Annotated in this window: 7 protein-coding genes; 2 read left to right on the forward strand and 5 right to left on the reverse strand. The window is 58.4% G+C overall.

What is annotated here, in order from left to right; all coding sequences use genetic code 11:
• Window positions 1-307: 307 nt before the first annotated feature.
• Both D2E25_RS10045 and D2E25_RS10050 read right to left on the reverse strand, forming a co-directional pair.
• A complete protein-coding gene (locus tag D2E25_RS10045; protein ID WP_125982435.1) occupies window positions 308-754 on the reverse strand; it encodes a holo-ACP synthase in 447 nt (148 codons plus the stop codon).
• Between the two features lie 156 nt (window positions 755-910).
• Window positions 911-2,263 (reverse strand): ABC transporter substrate-binding protein, encoded by a 1,353-nt coding sequence (locus D2E25_RS10050; protein ID WP_125982438.1) that lies wholly within the window; start codon window positions 2,261-2,263, stop codon window positions 911-913.
• A 218-nt stretch (window positions 2,264-2,481) separates the two neighbouring features.
• On the opposite strand from D2E25_RS10050, the gene D2E25_RS10055 reads away from it, so the two are divergent.
• The gene (locus tag D2E25_RS10055) at window positions 2,482-3,513 is read left to right on the forward strand and encodes a LacI family DNA-binding transcriptional regulator (RefSeq protein ID WP_241217169.1); all 1,032 of its coding nucleotides are present in this window, start codon (window positions 2,482-2,484) and stop codon (window positions 3,511-3,513) included.
• A 272-nt stretch (window positions 3,514-3,785) separates the two neighbouring features.
• On the opposite strand, the gene D2E25_RS10930 is transcribed toward D2E25_RS10055, so the two are convergent.
• The 3 genes from D2E25_RS10930 to D2E25_RS10070 all read right to left on the reverse strand — a co-directional run bounded on the left by D2E25_RS10930 (window position 3,786) and on the right by D2E25_RS10070 (window position 17,264).
• Window positions 3,786-13,655, reverse strand: coding sequence for a type I polyketide synthase (locus tag D2E25_RS10930; RefSeq protein ID WP_125982440.1), 9,870 nt, complete (start codon window positions 13,653-13,655; stop codon window positions 3,786-3,788).
• A 73-nt stretch (window positions 13,656-13,728) separates the two neighbouring features.
• The gene (locus tag D2E25_RS10065; RefSeq protein ID WP_420897355.1) at window positions 13,729-15,339 is read right to left on the reverse strand and encodes an acyl-CoA carboxylase subunit beta; all 1,611 of its coding nucleotides are present in this window, start codon (window positions 15,337-15,339) and stop codon (window positions 13,729-13,731) included.
• Between the two features lie 35 nt (window positions 15,340-15,374).
• Entirely contained in the window at window positions 15,375-17,264 is a 1,890-nt protein-coding gene (locus tag D2E25_RS10070) for an ATP-binding protein (RefSeq protein ID WP_125982444.1), read from the reverse strand.
• Window positions 17,265-17,538: 274 nt separating this feature from the next.
• Here D2E25_RS10070 and D2E25_RS10075 point away from each other — a divergent pair, with 274 nt between their 5' ends.
• Window positions 17,539-18,141, forward strand: a complete 603-nt coding sequence (locus D2E25_RS10075) for a biotin transporter BioY (RefSeq protein WP_125982471.1) — start codon at window positions 17,539-17,541, stop codon at window positions 18,139-18,141.
• The last annotated feature ends 36 nt before the right edge of the window (window positions 18,142-18,177 follow it).

Below are 18,177 nucleotides of genomic sequence, written 5' to 3' on the forward strand. Positions count from 1 at the left end.
TACAAACACACTCTTGAGTTCTCAAACCACCACCACACCAACAAGGCAAAACCCCACAAGAGCAGAACCCCGCCGTGCTGAGCAGCAAGAGATAAACATACACGAACACACAACACCACGCAAATCAGCATGCTCACGCACACCACAAAACCACTGCAAACACTAGCCTCCATCGGCGTGTCGCAAACATGGTTATCTGCTGTTATACGTCATTGTAAATCAGTAAATCAACCTCAAAGTAAACAGAAATCGACCATTGAACGGCGTGTTACACATATCGAAGTAACCGTAAACCGCCGCGAAGGAGTCACGACATCACCAACACAACGATCGCGGAAGCGATACCGCCGTCGTGACTCACCGAAATATGCCACTGTGGCGCCACCATCGGTGAAGCAGATGGCGGCAAACTATTGCACAGCTCACGTTCAACGTCATCGCGTAGCACTACGCGCGGCCGGCCCAATGAATCGTCAAGAATCTCAATACCCGCCCAGGGAAAAACGTCAATCGTATACGGTGCAGGATTATCGCCGAGCGCTTCGCACCATGCTTTCAATACTGCTTCCTTGCCAGCCCACTTAGCAGCAAGGTGCACTGCTTCACCATCGCTCTTACGAGCAGCAAGCCCCATCGCTTGCCGCACTTCGCGCACTGAAAATAATCCACGCATGCGCGACCCTGGCTGCGCAAGCTGCTGTTCGAACGCGGGCACATCCACCACATCGTGTCCAAGACCAAAAACTGTCTGCATGCGATCATTATCACCCAAACCGCACAACCCAGCAGCATAGAGTTCACGCAAAAAACGGGCGGCCGCGCAATATTCATGCGCGGCCGCCCGCCGGGAAGGGCAGTGGGAAGAAGGAAGAAAAACCCCACTGCCACGCTCAATACACGATGGGAAGCATCACTCCTTTACCGTGAAGCCCTGGGTCTTGCCAAGTTCCACGATCTTCGCCTGCCACTTCGCGACGCCCTGCTGCATCGTCTCCTCGCCAGTGAACGCGCCGCCAACAGTATCCACGTAAGCGCCACGCTCAGCTACGCCGTACGGGGAAACCTGGTAGCCAGTCAGCACATTCTTTGCACCCTCAGCGAGCACCTCGTTGTACTTCTGGCCGCCGAAGTAGTCGACGTCGTTGCCATCGGAATCCTTAATCGTGGTCTGATCAAGCCACTTGGAATCCTTCATCGTCTCGTTATCAGCCGGGAATGCGCCGCCGTCAACACGAGTCTGCACGCCTTCGCGATCGTGGTTCGCGAAATCAATGAACTTCCACGCGGCTTCAGCCTTCTTGCTGCTTTCGATCACAGCAAGCGAAGAGCCACCGAGCTCAGCGTTCGCAGTCTCGCCATCCGGAGTTGGCATTGCGGTCACGCGCCACTTGCCAGCTGCAGCAGGCGCGCCACCGACCAAGTTGGCCGGCATCCAAGCGCCGGAGAACAGCGAGGCGATCGTGCCATCACCCAAGCCACGGTTCCAATCGTCGGTCCAGCCGGCGGTCTTGGTGTCGATCAAGCCTTCGGAGATCATCTTCTGCCAGAAGTCCTGGAATGCCTTGGAACCTTTATCGCCAGTGAGGTTGACAGTTACGGTAGTGCCGTCATCGGAGGTGGAGAACGGCTTGCCACCAGCCAGCCACGTCATTGCCTCATACATGCCAGCATCGCCAGCATCGTTAGTAATGAAGTACTTGTCGCCGAGGGCGTGAATCTTCTTGGCGGCCTCGTAGTAGTCGTCCCACGTCTTGATCTGCGTGGCGTCAACGCCAGCCTTGTCGAAGATTTCCTTGTTGTAGAAGAATGCCATCGGGCCGGAATCCATTGGCAGGCCATAAATACCGCCGCCGAACTGCACCTGCGCCCACGTGCCCGGAGTGTAATAGTCGGCGTAATCCTTGGCGCCCATATCGCTCAGTTCCTTGAGCTGCTTCTTAATCGCGTACTCCGGCAGTGCATAGTATTCGATTTGTGCCACGTCAGGAGCACCCGAGCCAGCTTCAAGCGCGTTGGTCAGTGCGGTGTATTCGTCAACGTTAGTGCCAACGTTCTGCAAGTTGACTTTAATGTTGGGGTATTTTGCTTCGAACTTGGTGACCACGCTCTTGAGCGTCGGCTCCCATGCCCACACGCTGATTTCCTGCTTGGCATCGCCAGAAGTTTGATCTCCACCAGCGCTGTTTGAGCTGCCGCAAGCGGCGACACTGGCGAGCATTGCTACGGCTCCAGTAAGCGCGATGGTCTTCTTGATTACGGTCATGACCTTCTCCTTCGTTGGTTGCGTCTTTGCTGTTGTCACGATCTTGTTTACGTAACCATAAAACATTATACACACTTTTTCGATAGGTATCGACACTGGAAGTATTAGAATTCAAATATGCACAATTTCACTGCGACCAAAGACGATCCGCAACATCACACGTAGCCGCACAGCAAGGCTTGTCCCCTATACTTAGCGCCAGCAGAAAGGACGCGATCATGCCCACACACAACCGAACCGTGTCTTCCAAAGACGTAGCCGCGCTCGCCGGAGTGGCACAAAGCACGGTGTCATACGTCATGAGCGGCAAACGATCCGTCTCACAAGCCACCCGCGACAAAGTCGAACAAGCCATGCGCCAGCTCAACTACGTACCAGACGCGCATGCTCGCGCAATGATCAGCAACCGTTCGCACATCATCGGACTGGTTACCGAAACCACCGAAAACACGCAAGGTGCGGAACTCTTCCCGCTGCTGCACGCTATTCAAAACACCGCACAAGCCAACGGGTACGATCTCATTCTCGTCTCACCAAACAATGACGTTGCTGATATGCGGCGTCTGGCAATGGGCAAACTCGTCGACGCGTTTCTTGTTATGGATATTCGCCGCAACGATGAGCGACTGACCGCAGCGCGCGACCTCGATATTCCCATCGTGCCGCTCGGAGACCCTGGCGAGCACGGGCCATTCCACTGCGTAGTTTCCGATCAGCGAGCGGTTATTGAAATGGCATTCAAAGAAATGCATGATATCGGCACGCGTATTGCCGTACCAATTGCCGATGCGCGCGGCGGTGTCAAAGGCTTCCCATTCCTTGAGATTTTTACCGAGCACGCGCGCGAATGCGCACAGCGCTATGGCATTGAACTCCAGCCATTCGACGCCCCCAATACGTATTGGCAGTCAATCGAACCGTTAGCTGCACTTATGCAGCAATGGAAAGGGCAGGGCGTATGCCTGTATGCGCGCTCACCGCGCACGCTGGCATGGGTAGAGCACATGATGCTGCTTACTGGCATTACGCCCGGCAAAGATATCGGACTGATCGGCGAATGTTCAGATCATTTCGCTGAAATTCAGCCCGTGCCGATTACCAATATTTCCCCGCAAGCGGCGCTGCTTGGTATTCGCGCGACGCGCATTGCTATCGCGCAAATCGAAGGCGCTGAGCCGGACGCGCAAGTTGAACTCATCGCGCCCAAATTCTCCCGCCGCGCGACCACCATGCCCGGATTTGCAGGGTAGTGCGCGTATGACCGCACCGTCGTAGTGGTGACGCTCCCCCAGTCTTCGCTACGCTGAGGGGCCGAGCCAGCGGGCGCACTATAGGCGCCCGCGAAGGGGTCCTGACGATCTTCGAGGTGAGTTAGGCTTCGAAGAAGCCGGACTCACCGAGACGAGCGTTCGGCTGAGCCGTCAAGCAGGACGCCCAGTGGGCGTCCTGTAGGCGAAGTGAGCGGGCGCACTATAGGCGCCCGCGAAGGGATCCGAACGCGCGAACCCCAAATCGCAGCACATCAAGCTTCATAGAAACCAGATGCACCCAGGCGCGCGTTCGGATCCAACAGCATCGCCTTCTCTACCTCATGCGCGTTGTAGCGCGAACCGTCGGGCAGCTTGGTACCATCCTTGCGGAATCGGCGCCCCTCAATCGGCTCGTACAATGCCGCGCGGCCCATCATGCCTTCTTCAAGACGGCGCTGACCGGCAGCAAGACGCGCATTCGCACGCGAACGCCACGCTTCGAGCGCTGCTTCACCGTCCGAGTGCGCAAGCGCCGCTTCAAACGCGCCCGGGTTCACGATTGCCGCGAAACCAGACACGTGGCCGAAGCCGAGCGAGGTGGCAAGACCAGCCTTCACCGAACCCACGTGAAGCGGTTTGGTGAGCCACACCATGTGATCGTCGCGCTGAAGCTTCGGGTCTACGCAATCGAGCGAAACATTCGCAGGAATCACACCAGAGCCGAACAGCTGCGTGAGCCCGTTGACCTGGAACACACATGCACCGCCCTTCGCGTGACCAGTCAAGGTCTTTTGCGAAATCACAAACAGCGGATTGCCGTCCGTGCGGCCGATTGCATGCGCCAACGTGTTATGCAGCTCGGATTCGTTCGGATCGTTCGCATTCGTAGACGTATCGTGCTTGGAAACCACAGCGATATCGTCCGGCGTGACGCCGAGCGCAGCCAGATCGCGCACGAGTTTGGAATTCCTTCCACCAAGTCCGGCAGCGAGCGCACCGAGTCCCGGTGCCGGAATCGACGTATGCGCGCCATCTGCAAACGAGTGCACGTAGCCGATGACGCCGGCGACCGGTAGGCCGAGTCGCGCTGCAATATCGCCGCGCGTGAGCAAAATGGTGCCGCCGCCTTGGGATTCAAGGAAGCCGCCGCGGCGTCGATCATTCGCACGCGAGAAGAAGCGCGGATTAATGCCCTTCGCATACATCTCTTCGGAGTTAGCGGTGGCGTTCATGTTGCCGAAGCCGATCACCGATTCCACGCCGATATCGTCGATTGCGCCGGTGACGACGAAGTCAGCCTTGCCAAGCTTGATCTTGTCGAAGCCTTCCTCAAGCGAAACGGCGGCGGTGGCGCACGCGGATACTGGCTGGATCATGTTGCCATATCCGCCGATGTACGACTGCATGACGTGTGCTGCGACCACGTTCGGCAACGCTTCCTGCAGGATGTCGGTAGGAATCTCGTGGTTCAAGAAGCGGTCGAGGTAGAGCTTGCGCATCGACTTCATACCGCCGAAACCAGTACCCTGCGTGCTCGCCACTAGCGACGGGTGGATAGCTTGCAAGATTTCCACTGGCGTAAAGCCAGCAGACAGGTAGGCGTCCACAGTGGTGACGATATTCCACAGCGCGATTTCATCAACATCACCGACCATCGAAGCGGGAATACCCCAACGAGTTGGGTCGAAACCGGTGGGGAACTGACCGCCGACCGTGCGCGTCATGGTAGCGCGGCGCGGCACGCGAATCATTGAGCCAGCGTGACGGGTGACCGCCCATTCGCCAGATTCAGTGTCTTGTGCGATGGTGGTGTGCGCTTCGTCGAGCTTGACGTATTCGCGAGCGATGTCTTCAGTAGGCACGCTGAACACCACATCATGGTCGAGGTAGACTTCGGCTTCTTCCTCGTCGGTACCGATGCGCGCATCGTTACCATCCGCGCCACCGCGCTGATAGTCGCCGCCCATACCGTTATCGAACGGGCGAATACCGGAGCGCGCCACGACTTCGTCGTGATAACGATCGTGAATATCCTCTTCGGGCACGAGGTTGCCGTCGGTGTCATACCAGCCGGGCTTGGGGCTGTCTTGCCAGGTGAGCAAGCCCATGTTCCAAGCGAGTTCGAGCACTGCCCCAGCAGACAGATCGACGTGACCGTCGTGGTGAATGCCAAGTTCTGCTTCGAAACGCGTGCGGCCAGAGCCCCACGGGCCAAGTTCGCCGATGGAGACGATGACGATTTCGTCTTCCGGACGCGCGGTCACATTCGCCCAATCCGCAAGATCAACCGCCGGCTGCGTGGGAACATTCGGCGTGGGCAACGCCTTAATCCGCTGCCCACCGGCAGCCTCGGCCCCCTCGGCTGAGGCGGCCTGACCTGATCTCAGGCCGCGCGAGGAGGAGGACAGTCCAGTGGACTGTCCGACGACGGAGCCATCCGTTTCCTGCCCCGCAGCACGCGCCGCGTCAGCCTCTGCTTCGGCACGCAACGCCTTGATGTCGATCGGCTCGTTACCGAGACCGCCGGTGAGGTCAACGTTCAGCGGAGCGTTCGCCGCAGCTGCACGCGATTCAGCAGTGCACAAATCGAGCAGTTTCACTGCGATCTGCGCGGTGGAATACGTGTGAATGCCGTGGCGTTCCACTACTTCGACCAGCGGATCATTGCCGCCCATGAGTCCAGTGCCGCGCACCCAACCGATCTTCGGATGCGCAAACGTGACACGATTCGACCATACGCGTTCAGCATGCGCACGATTGACGATCGCGTCGAATGCGCTCTTGACTTCACCGTACGCACCGTCGCCGCCGAAAATACCGCGGTTCGGCGAGCCCGGCAGCACCACATGCAGCTTGTGCTGCACATCCGTATCCGAGCCAATAGCAGCCAGTCCAGTGATTGCGCGTTCCACGCCCCACAACATGAGGCGCGCTTGCGATTCGAACAATTCGCCAGAATCAGCCATTGTGCCGTGCACTGGCGGAGCAGCGAACGGGAAGAACAGCGTCGGCTCGTACGCAGGCTTCACAATCGTGGTGGTTGCGCCGGAAGTCTTCTTCTGTACGTTGCCAATCCACGAGACCAGCTCGTCAACGTCACGGTAACTCGACAGGTTTGCGGGAACGAGCCACAGTTGCGCGCTGCCGGCTGCGTGCTCACGGTAAGCCTGCTTTGCCCAAGCTTTTACGCTCGGCTTAAAGCTGTGCGATGTAGCGATGACGGTAGCACCGCCCGCGAGCAGACCGCACACCACCTGCGCGGCAATCGAATTCGGCGCCACACCGGTGACCACGGCGATATCGTTCGCAAAGCGAGACGCCGCAGCATCGTCGGAAACGACCTGTAGAGCCTCGTTCGCGATGCGGCTGAATGCAGTCTTGAGAGCGAATGCTGCATCTCCAGTCGAAGTCACCGTTTCAACATGGTTCGCAAACCACTGCGCTTCAGCAGCAATCGCCTTGCCAAGCCCGCGGAAGGAACCGTCGAGCAGCGCCGGATTAGCGTCGTAGAACGCGCGAGCAAGATCCTCACGTGCGGAAGCCCAACGATCATCAAACAACATCGCCTTGTTTGCATCGAAACGAGGTTCGACCTGCTTAGGCCAGTCGGCGCCGAGTTCCGCAGTGACCGCGTCCACAACGGCCGCGTTGCGAGCTGCCTCGTCGGCGTCGAAATCTACTGCCGGCGCAGTCACGCCAAGCTCGTTCAGTACAAAGCGCGCGGTAGAAGCGAGCACACCGTCAGCGCCCGTTACCTGTGCAGCAAACGCATCGAGTGCTGCAGAATCAACCACTGCACCACCAGCCGCGCCGCCAGCAGACGGCTTGGAAACCGCTACACCCTTGGTTTGACCAACCAGAGTAACCGCGTCATCAATGAGCTTGTCAGCTGCAGCAGCGTTAGCGGCAGCGCCAGTTGGCAGCTTCGCAAGATCGCCGCCGCGCGAGCTGGCTCCCTCGCGAGTATCAAGCAGCAGTGCTGCGGTAACAGCAGCTACCCAGCCTTCGCCAAGCTGCCAGACGCCAGTCACACGGTCGCGAATATGCGCAGGCTTGACGCCAGCAGCGCCGAACAGTGCGCGCAGACGGTCGCGAATCGCATCAGACAGCACTGGGCCAAACGGCTTATAGTTCGGGGCTGCCTTGTTGACGATTTGAGCCAGCTGAGTCAGTGTTGCCTCAGCGGCACCGTCCACGCTCGCAACGCCCAGCTCAGAACTGATATCCATCAGCAGCTGATTACGGCGTGACGAGACGCCATTGGTGAGCGTGTCCGTGGTGTCGTTCACGCCGATTTGGTCAAGGCGGACTTTAGCGGAGTAGGCCATGAGAACGCCGATTGCATCGGAAGCGTGGAAGGGCAGGTCGTCGACCGGACCGGTTGGGGCGGAGCCGAGTTGCGAGACGGCGGTAGCTGCGGCCGCTGAGGCTGAGGCGGCTGTCTGCGTAGCAGACTGGGGGAGCGTCATAGGTGACGCGTTTGATGAAGATGCAGTGGCAGAGGAGGATCGACCTTCGGCCGATGCGTTATTATCGGCGGCTTGCGCCGCGGACGCTCCCCCAGTCAGCCTGCGGCTGACAGCCCCCTCAGCCGAGGGGGCCGAGGAAGCAGAGGGAGCAGAGGCTGCCGAGGCTGCTGCCTGGTCTTGAACGTCGTCCTCAGTCTGCGGAGCCAGCGAGTCTGTATCTGTCATATAGACGCGGCCTTCGTCGCGGCCGACGTTGTAGACGGTGACGTCGCAGCCGGAGAAGTCCGGCATACGTAGGGTTTTTGCGCCGAGGTTCGCGAGCGTTGGCGCTTTGCCAAGACCAACTTCAACGTATTCTTCAACGCCCAATCCCCCACGGTTCACCGGGTTGAACAGCAGCGCTTGCGTTTCAATCCAACGCACTGGGGACGCAAACTGCCAGGAGAGCAGTTCCGTGAGCAGCAGTCGGCCGAGCTTCTGATCATCCGCAGCATACGAATCCCACACAGCCGGGTTATCCAACGCTTCGCGAATGCGCTCGGAAGGCACTACCTCGAGAATCTTTGCCGCAAACTCGCGAGTCATCTCGAATGGTGCTGCCACCAAGTTTGGAATGTACCGGCCCACAAGGCGGCCACGGTAATCAATATGTTGCGGCAGCAATGCGTCGAGCTTATCGCGGAATTCCGGTACGCCCTTGCGCAGCAGCGTGGAGTGGAATGGCACGTCAATACCCGGCACCAGCATGAACGCTGGCTTGCCACCGTATTCGCGAGCGCGACGGTTTGCATCTTCTTGCAACGCTTTGAGTCCAGCGATAGTGCCAGCTACCGCATACTGTGCGCCGGCAAGATTGTAGTTGACGATTTGCAAGAATTCGCCGCACTGCTTGGCAACGCTATCAACATACGCTTTCACGCCATCGTCGCCTACCCCGAACTGGTTGGGTCGCAGTGCGCCCATGCGATAGTTCGAGCGGCCTTGTGCGTCGCGTTCGATGAGATGATGCATCGTGGAACCACGATGGAAAACGAGTTCAAGCTCAGTTTCCAATGGGATAATGCCAGCGAATGCGGAAAGCGCATTGTATTCACCAAGCGAATGGCCAGCGAAGTATGCGGGCCAAATATCGCAACCAGCTTCGCGCAAGCGTGCAGTCTGCGCGTAGGCAACGGTCGCGAGCGCGACCTGCGTGAACTGCGTGAGGTTCAACAGTCCTTCAGGATGACGATAGGTGACACCGTTCGCAGTCAGTTCCTTCGGATTATCGCGTACGAGCGCGAGGATGGAGAATCCAAGACGTTCGCGAGTGAGCTTGTCAGCGCGCTCCCACACGTCGCGAGCAGCCGGCGACTTGACGCGCTCATCCAACACCATGCCTTGGCTTTGAATGCCTTGACCTGGGTATACGAATGCGGCGCGCGGCGCGCGAACTAGCGCCGTGCCACGTGAAACAATCTGACCGTCAATACGGCAGGTCACTTCAAGTGCCATGCCAGCATGCGCGACTTTGCCAACGCGTTCCACACTGATTTCGACTGTGTCGCCCAGTTGGACCATGCCATACATGTTGTAGGTCCAGCCGGCAATCTCATAGTGTGCGCCCTTATCGTCAAGCGCTTGGACTGCATGCTGAGCGGTGGCGGACAGCCACATGCCATGCACGAGTGGAGCGGCAAGTCCAGAAATGCGAGCGCCGCGTACCGACGTGTGAATCGGGTTGAAATCGCCGGAAGTACGCGCGAACGCGGTCATGTCGCTTGGCGCAACCACGCGCACGCGGCGCAGCAAACGGCGAGCGGTGGCCTGCACTAGACGCGAGTCCCGCGAGGAGGAGGACAGTCCAGTGGACTGTCCGACGACGGAGCCATCCGCTTCCCTGCCCCGGAACACGGCTTCCCTGCCCCGGGACACGGCTTCTTTTGCATCTTCCGAATCATGATTTAACGTCAGCCAATCGCCGTAATCCGGAGCATTGGCCGGCAGCGCGTCGGAATATACGCGACCGCGGATTGCGAATCGTTCAGTTTCGCGGGCAAGCACGGTGCCGTCCGCAGCGGTATGCGTTACGTGAATAGTCACTACGCGGCCTGATGCGGATTCGAAATACTGCTCAGCCCAAGCGGTCAGCGACACAGTTTCGCCAACATGTGCGAGCAGCGCATCCTCGTTCTCTTCGAGTTCGATGAGATGGTCGAGGTGCACAGCGTTGAGTAGACCTTCAATAACTGGGTAACCGTTCACCTGCACGGAGCCAAGTGCCGCGTAGATCGCGGGCCATGCGGGGCCGACGAGTGCATCGGGCGCGATGCGCGAGGGGGCGAGCGATGCTGGCAGTGCGCCACCAGTGACTGCCTCGTGATCGTAACCAAGATTGGCAGACAACGTGTAGTGTGCGCGTACGACGCCGAATGGCGCTTCGCTAGCAGACAGCCCTGCAACGGCGCTACCCGCCCCCTCACTCTCGGCTCCCTCGGCTGAGGACGCTGCCAGCGCAGCTGACTGGGGGAACGTTATGCCAGACGAAGCAGCTGCCTCAACTTGCGGCATCGCTTCCAGCTTGTCGCCCGTAATAGCAGTGTTGCCAATGCCCGCAGTGGCAGCGAGCATCGCGTACACGTCAGACACAAGACGGTCGCGATTGACGACCGGCAGCAAGCCAGTTTCGCTGACGCACACGGTCAGCGGCACGACGATATCGCGCACTGCGTGCTTGGACAGGCCGCCGTCCGGGTCGTTATCCCAGTAGGTATCGAGATGAATGTCGAGATCGTATTCGCCAGCCTGTTCGTCTACTGCGCGAATCTCATAGTGTGGGTCGCCAACAGCAGTGCCGTATGCCGGATTGTGCGTCAAGTGGCCAACCCAGGAGATGTTTGGCGAGCGGCGAATGAACTCTTCGACGCTGGTAGCACCGCCTAATTCACTGACAGCCTGCTCACCCTGCTCGCTCTGCTGCGGGTTTGCTTCCTCCTGCAGTTCGCGCGTGCGCTCTAGTGCAGCGGTTTCAAATCGACCAAGAATATCCGCCACCGGCTCGTCAATAGTGGTAATACCAGCCACAGCAATCGGACCAGGAATCACGCGCACTGAATCAGCAGAATATCGTGCATCTTCAGACTGCCACAGCTGATCTTGACCCCACCAGCGCAGCAAATCGTTATCAATAACCGGCACGAACGGCATCGGCTTGGGGTACTCGCGCACGAGCACAGGGAACCATGCCACGTCTGCGGGAGTGACGTGCAATGTTGCCGCCTGCGGATATGCGTCACGCAAACGCGCGATTGCCGCCTGCGGGTCAGTATCAACATCAGTAACATCAGCAAACAGCGAGGTAAATTCGCCATTATCCTGCGGGGTGACACGCGCTTCAATGCGCTGCAGCAAGTGCAGGAATCGCAGCGCGTACGTTGGATCAACCCACGGGAAGGAAAGCTCAGCGAAACGCTGCGCCCACTCAACATACGTCATTGCTGCAAGATCGCCGAAATACGGCTTAGCAGTAGCGTTCAGCGCCTGAATAATCTCATCGCGGCGGCTTTCTAGCTCTTCCGGATGCTTCATCACGCGCACGAGCAGACGGCCGCACACCGCAGACGAATTCTCTACTTCATAAATATCCGCGTGCAGGTGGCTCAAACCGGAAGCAACACCGCCAACCGACTTGCCGGACGGCACCCACGCTTCACCAGCAGGAGCAAACGGATCAGCGGAAGCATCATCCGCCGAAGAAGCCGTAATACCAGGCGTATCAACGAGCAGCTGCTTGACTGCAGGGCTGGTGTGCGCCTCCTTCGCGGTCATTACTGCAGTGCCAACCAGCACGCCGTCAACTGGCATGTCCGGCAGACCGTACGCGCGCGCCCACTGGCCGGAAATATAGTCAGCTGCACGCTCAGGCGTTCCAATACCGCCGCCAGCAACGAGCACGAGGTTATCGCACGCGCGCACTTGCGCATACGTGGAAGTGAGCAGATCGTCCAGCGACTCCCAACTGTGGTGGCCGCCAGCTGCACCACCCTCAACCTGCATCAGAATCGGCGTAGGAGCAACCGCCTTGGCAATGCGCACCACTTGGCGAATCTGTTCTACTGTGCCCGGCTTAAAACCAACGTACGGCAGTCCGTCTGCGACCAGCGAAGCCACCAGCGCCTTTGCTTCATCAACTTCGGGAATACCTGCGGAGACAATCACACCATCGATTGGCGCGCCAGAAGCACGCTTCTTGGGCACAATGCGCGTGCTACCAAACTGCAAATTCCACAGGTAGCGGTCCATGAACATGGCGTTGAATTCGACCGTGCGGCCTTCTTCCAGCAGGTCTTCCAACTCAGCTACGTGACGGTCAAACACGTCGGCAGTCACCTGGCCACCACCAGCAAGTTCAGCCCAGTAGCCGGCGTTCGCAGCCGCGGCCACAATTTCGGGGTCCACCGTGGTGGGCGTCATGCCAGGCAGCAAAACCGGCGGCTTGCCAGTGAGCTTGCTGAATTTGGTGAGGATTTTATCGCCGGCAGGCGTGTGCAGCACGCGCGGCGCAAACGCCTTCCAGTTCTGGGTGCGCTCAGGCTCACCTTCCAGCGTAGACAGCGCAGCACGGTCAGCCATCGTAGAGGCTTCTACCACGCCAACACCCGTGCCTTGAATCAGATTGTCAACGAGCTTACCGAGCGTATTGCCTGGGCCAAAGTCCACAATCCACAAGGTTGCCGGGTCAACCGAGTCCAACATCGTCTTCACGCGCGCAGCCCAATCAACATGGTTGAGCAGTACTTCGCTCGCCAGTTCGCGAGCACGCGTCTCATCAAATCCGCAGGCTGCTGCCCACGCCACGGTTTGCTCGACCGCGTCGGCCATCAGCGGCGAGTGGAATGGGAGCGTCACCTCGAGGTATTCGAGTACGGGGTTGAATACGGCACCGCCGCGCACCTTATTGTCGCGCAACGTCTGCTGGCGCTTGTGTTCTTTGCCGGCTTCGACTTCGAAGGCGGCGAGATCTTCCGGGTAGCCGGACAGTACGTGATTGTCCGCAGAGTTGGTGACCGCGATGGTGATTGGTCCGCGTGGGTTGGGCACGCGTGCGGCGAGCGCTTCGACTTGACGGCGGGTTGCACCGCGTACCGACAGCATTGGCGTGGCGCCCGCGTGCTGCGCGTTGAGTGCGAGTTCGCGTGCTTTACGCGTGCCTGCTACACCAATCAATGCTGCCGTGGCGAGAATTTCGTTGATTTGCTCAGCGGCTTTGCTGATGGATCCGGCGGCGGTAATGGCGTTGACCATGTGCACGCCGAGGATGCCTTGCGAGTGGCCGAGTACAGCAACGTGGTTGCCGCCAGCAATGTCGAAGCCGAGTCGCGTAGCGTCGATGAGCGCGCCGAGCTGCGTGAGTGCGATGCCTTCCACGCTCACGGTGGCAGCGGCGGCAGCGCCTAGCTTAGCCGGGTTTGGAGTGAATGCGAACAGGTCTACTGAGCGACCGGTGGTAGCGAGCAGGTCAGCGGCTACGGGAGCGAGCATCGTGTTGGCTGCATCAACGTGCGCTTTGAGCTCGCTTTCAAGCGTGGGATCGGCGGTAAGGTCAGCGAGCGCGACCGGCCAGGGGGTGGATTGGCCGGCGAATGCGAGCGCATGCGGTTCAGTATTCAGTCGGTTGAGGAAGAACTGTGTCATGTGATGTTCCTTGGGTTGGTTGGGTGCAATACACGAAGTTTGTTTAGTTACAGCGTTTGGTTACAGCGGCTGGTTACAGCGGCTGATTGCCGTGATGTTTGCCCGTGCGTCTGACGCGTTGTTTGCCGGCGAGTAGTCGCAGTGATTCGGCGATTGCTTCGCGCGTCTGCTCGGGGTCGATCATTGCGTCGATTTCTCCCATTTCGAGCGAGAGGTTCGCGTTGACGGTGGTGTGCTCGTAGTCGGCGGCAAGCTGTGCGCGTAGTGCGTCAACATCTTTGCCTGCTTCGCGCGCTTTGATGAGATCTTTGCGATGGATGATGTTGACTGCTCCAGTCGCACCGAGTACGGCGATCTGTGAGCTGGGCCATGCGAAGTTCATGTCTGCGCCGATGGCTTTGGAGCCCATCACGATGTATGCTCCGCCGAATGCTTTGCGTAGTACTACGGTGACCATGGGTACTTGTGCGTTGGCGTATGCGTAGATGACTTTGGCACCGCGGCGGATAATGCCCGCATGTTCTTGATCAGCTCCGGGCTTGTAGCCAGGCGTGTCTACCAGCGTGATAACCGGCAGGTTGAATGCGTCGCACAGTCGCACGAATCGTGCCACTTTTTCGGAAGCGTCTACGTCAAGAATGCCCGCGCGCACATTCGGCTGATTGGCGACTACGCCGACCGGGTGGCCTTCAATGCATGCGAATCCAACCACTGCGGAGGCTGCAAATAACTCGTGCACTTGTACGAACTCGCCGTAGTCGACAACGCAGCGAATCACATCGAGCACATCGTATGGTTGGCGATCATTGTCAGGCACGATTGTGGATAGTCGGCGCGCAGTTTCGCGTTCGGCACGCGTGGCTGCGTAGGCGTAGATTGGTGGCTCGGCATCGCAGTTGGATGGCAGATAGGCGAGCACAGTGCGCGCGTAGTCGATCGCGTCGGCTTCATCTTCGCCAAGATAGTGTGCCACGCCGGATCGCGTAGCGTGTACGACTCCGCCACCGAGATCATTCATGCTGATGGTTTCGCCGGTGGCGGCTTTGACCACATCAGGACCAGTGACGAACATGTTGGAGTTCTCGCGGGTCATGATGATCAAATCCGTAAGCGCCGGGCAGTACACAGCACCGCCTGCGCACGGGCCAAGAATCAATGAAATTTGCGGTACAAAACCGCTGGCCTGGCAGGTTTTTTGGAAGATGTGACCATACTGCGTGAGCGCGGCCACGCCTTCCTGAATGCGCGCGCCACCAGAGTCAACGATGGCGATAATCGGCACTTTCAACTCCAACGCTTTATCCATCAGATGGCAGATTTTTTCGCCTTCAGCGCGCCCGAGCGTGCCGCCGCGCACGGAAAAGTCTTGCGCATACACGGCTACTTTGCGCCCGTACACATTGCCAAATCCGGTGATTACTGCTGAGCCGGCTTTACCACCGTTGATATCGCCGCCACGGAAGCGACCAATCTCTTCAAACGAGCCAGTGTCAAGCAGCAGGTCGAGGCGCTCGCGAGCAGTGTGCTTGCCTTTGCCATGCTGGCGTTCGCGCGCATGCGCTTCAGCATCGCGGGCGAGTTGAGCGGCACGTACAACAGCGGCACGCACTGGTTGCTCACCAGCTGCCGTGATCGTATTTGCAGCTACTGTGTTAGGGTCCTCTCCAGCCGCACATTGTTTCATGACGTGTTTCACGGCGGCGGAATTCATGATATCGGTCATTGTGCGCCCGCCTTTCCAGCAGTTGCAGCACCGCTTTTATCGCGCGCTTGCGCACCATCAACATCCAAAGTGACCAGCGTTTCGCCCGCTTCAACACCGGTTGCTGGAGCGACGAAAATCTTAGTGACCGTGCCGTTAACCGGCGCGTACACGTAGTTTTCCATCTTCATCGACTCGAGTACGACCAGCAGATCGCCTTTAGCAACGCTTTGCCCCTCGGCCACGTTAATGCGCGTCACCACGGCTTGCATTGGCGCGGCAATTACGCCAGAACGCCCGGAATCAGCGGTTTTCTGTGTTTCGACCGCGTGCAATCCCTGACCGCGCAATGGCTGCGTGGGTCGCTTAGCAACGCGAGCGCGCCCGGCCCCCATCAGATTGTTCACAATGTCCGTAGGCACGGTGAGTTTGACGCGACGATCATTTACTTCGATCACGAAGCTTTCGCTGATCGGCCCCTTATGCGACTCGCTCGCATCTGCAATGCCAGCGCTCAGTGATGCTGGCTGGCCGGCGCGCACACTAGCAGGCTCGCGGCTCAAATACTTGCGTTCCAACCATTTGGTGCTCACATCGAATGCGTGACCATGTTCAGCAGTGAATTCGTCGTCGCTAAATACGCGCTCGTACAAGCTCGCCGGCGTCGGCACGCCTTCGATAACCAGTTCTTTCAGCGCGCGACGCACGCGAGCAACAGCCGCAGCACGATCCTGCGCAGTAATCACAACTTTGCCCATCATTGAGTCGAATTTTGGCGAAATCGTGTCACCGGTTTCTACACCAGTGTCAATACGCACACCCGGCCCAGACGGCCACACAATGCGTTCAAGCGTGCCGGAAGATGGCGTGAGATTGGTTGCCGGGTCCTCGCTGGTAATGCGCAGTTCGAAACTGTGCCCGCGCGGCTCAGGTGCTGGCGTCAAGTGACCGCCGTCAGCGATCGTGATTTGTTCGCGCACGAGATCAAGTCCGCACACTTCTTCACTAACGGTGTGCTCGACTTGCAAACGCGGGTTGACTTCCAAAAAGTACACTTTGCGCTGCGGAGTCACCATGAATTCGCAGGTGCCCAAGCCAATGTAGTTCACGCGTTCAAACAGGCGGCGCGAGTAGGTTTCGAGCTGTTCGATAACCTCGCTTGGCAAAAACGGTGCCGGCGCTTCTTCGATCAATTTTTGATTGCGCCGCTGCACAGAGCAGTCACGCGTGGAGTAGACGGTAAAACCGCCGAAGCGATCGCGACCGCACTGGGTTTCTACATGGCGTGCTTTGTCGATGAATTTTTCAATGAAGTATTCATCCAAATCGCCGCCCTGCATCGCATCGTGGTTCATGTAAAAGCGGCGCATACCATCGTCATCATTCACCACGCTGATGCCACGGCCACCGCCACCATCGGTGCGTTTCATCATGACCGGGTAACCGTACGTGTGCGCAAAATCTAACAGTGTGCGCAGTTCGCGCACTGGCTCGCTAATGCCTGGCACTGGCGGCACTGTTGCCGCTTTAGCAACACGACGTGCAGTGATTTTGTCGCCGAGATCAACCAGCGCCTGCGGGTGCGGGCCGATCCAGATTGCGCCCGCATGCTCGACTTTTTCCGCAAAACTTGGCACTTCGGAAAGGAAACCGTACCCCGGGTGTACCGCGTTTGCGTTTGAACGGTGGAGGATGTCGATGAGCTTATCTTCATTGAGATACGTGTCTTTGTACGTATCGCCAGAAAGCACATATGACTCATCAGCGAGTTGCACATATTGAGCGTTGCGGTCTTGTTCCGCGTACACCGCCACGGTAGCAACCCCCATTTCACGGGCGGTGCGGATGACGCGCAACGCTATCTCGCCGCGATTCGCGACCAGAAGTTTATTGACATTTTTACACATAACGTCAACTATTCACCGATGTGCGCGCGAGCTCAGCCTTCGAATCCACAAAACCTGCAACACCGTTTTGTAGAGTCTCAACAAACGGTTCCGTAAGTTTCGGGGGCGTAACCAGAGGTGCTCCACAAACGCGCCGAAGCGTTTTTGTATGTTCTCAACACGCCAGCCAGCGCGCAGCAATCCTACGATGAGCAACCGTAATCACCGGTGTAATCACCCACCAATCACCACACATCATCACTGCGCATCATCGCAGCGCGAGAAGGGAATCATGATGTCCGCACGCACTTCGGCCACTCAAACCGGCCGCACTACTGTTCTATCCGTCGCTCGCCGCGTACTGCCTGCTCTTGGCAAGCCGCTACTGTTTGCAGCCCTCATGTGGTTGGCAGCTGCAGCCGGCGAAATCGCCATTCCTGGCACGCCAGTACCAATCACGTTGCAAACGTTCGTGGTCATGCTGGCAGCGCTTATGTTGGATTGGTGTCAAGCAGCGGGTGCAGTCGTACTGTATTTGAGCGCTGGCGCAGCTGGACTGCCAGTGTTTGCTGGCGGCGCTTCAACCGCCGCACTATTTGGGCCGAGCGCTGGATTCCTGATTGGTTTCCTGCCAGGCGTGATCGTCACCGCACTGCTGCGCGGCAATGCACGCCTTGACTCCCCGATTCACGCAGCGATTACCGCTGTGCGTTTCTTTGGCGCTGCACTGATCGGCTCCGTTGCCGTGGTGTACTTGTTTGGCTTTGCGATTCAGTCGCTGCTCACGCATACGCCGATTACGGTTGTAGCGATTGCTTCCATGGGCTTTGTCGCCGGCGATATTATCAAGGCCGCGGTAGCTGCTTTGGCTACTACTGCGCTTGCGAAGCTGCGCTAGTTAGCAGTTTTGTGAACACACAATGAGTCAATAACG

It is taken from the genome of Bifidobacterium goeldii (assembly GCF_003951095.1).
Lineage (GTDB): Bacteria > Actinomycetota > Actinomycetes > Actinomycetales > Bifidobacteriaceae > Bifidobacterium > Bifidobacterium goeldii.

Bases quoted from the DNA above. Each gene is read 5' to 3' on its own strand.
- D2E25_RS10070 (WP_125982444.1), bottom strand. From the start codon at position 17,264: ATGTGTAAAAATGTCAATAAACTTCTGGTCGCGAATCGCGGCGAGATA.
- D2E25_RS10930 (WP_125982440.1), bottom strand. From the start codon at position 13,655: ATGACACAGTTCTTCCTCAACCGACTGAATACTGAACCGCATGCGCTC.
- D2E25_RS10045 (WP_125982435.1), bottom strand. From the start codon at position 754: ATGCAGACAGTTTTTGGTCTTGGACACGATGTGGTGGATGTGCCCGCG.
- D2E25_RS10065 (WP_420897355.1), bottom strand. From the start codon at position 15,339: ATGAAACAATGTGCGGCTGGAGAGGACCCTAACACAGTAGCTGCAAAT.
- D2E25_RS10075 (WP_125982471.1), top strand. From the start codon at position 17,539: ATGTCCGCACGCACTTCGGCCACTCAAACCGGCCGCACTACTGTTCTA.
- D2E25_RS10055 (WP_241217169.1), top strand. From the start codon at position 2,482: ATGCCCACACACAACCGAACCGTGTCTTCCAAAGACGTAGCCGCGCTC.
- D2E25_RS10050 (WP_125982438.1), bottom strand. From the start codon at position 2,263: ATGACCGTAATCAAGAAGACCATCGCGCTTACTGGAGCCGTAGCAATG.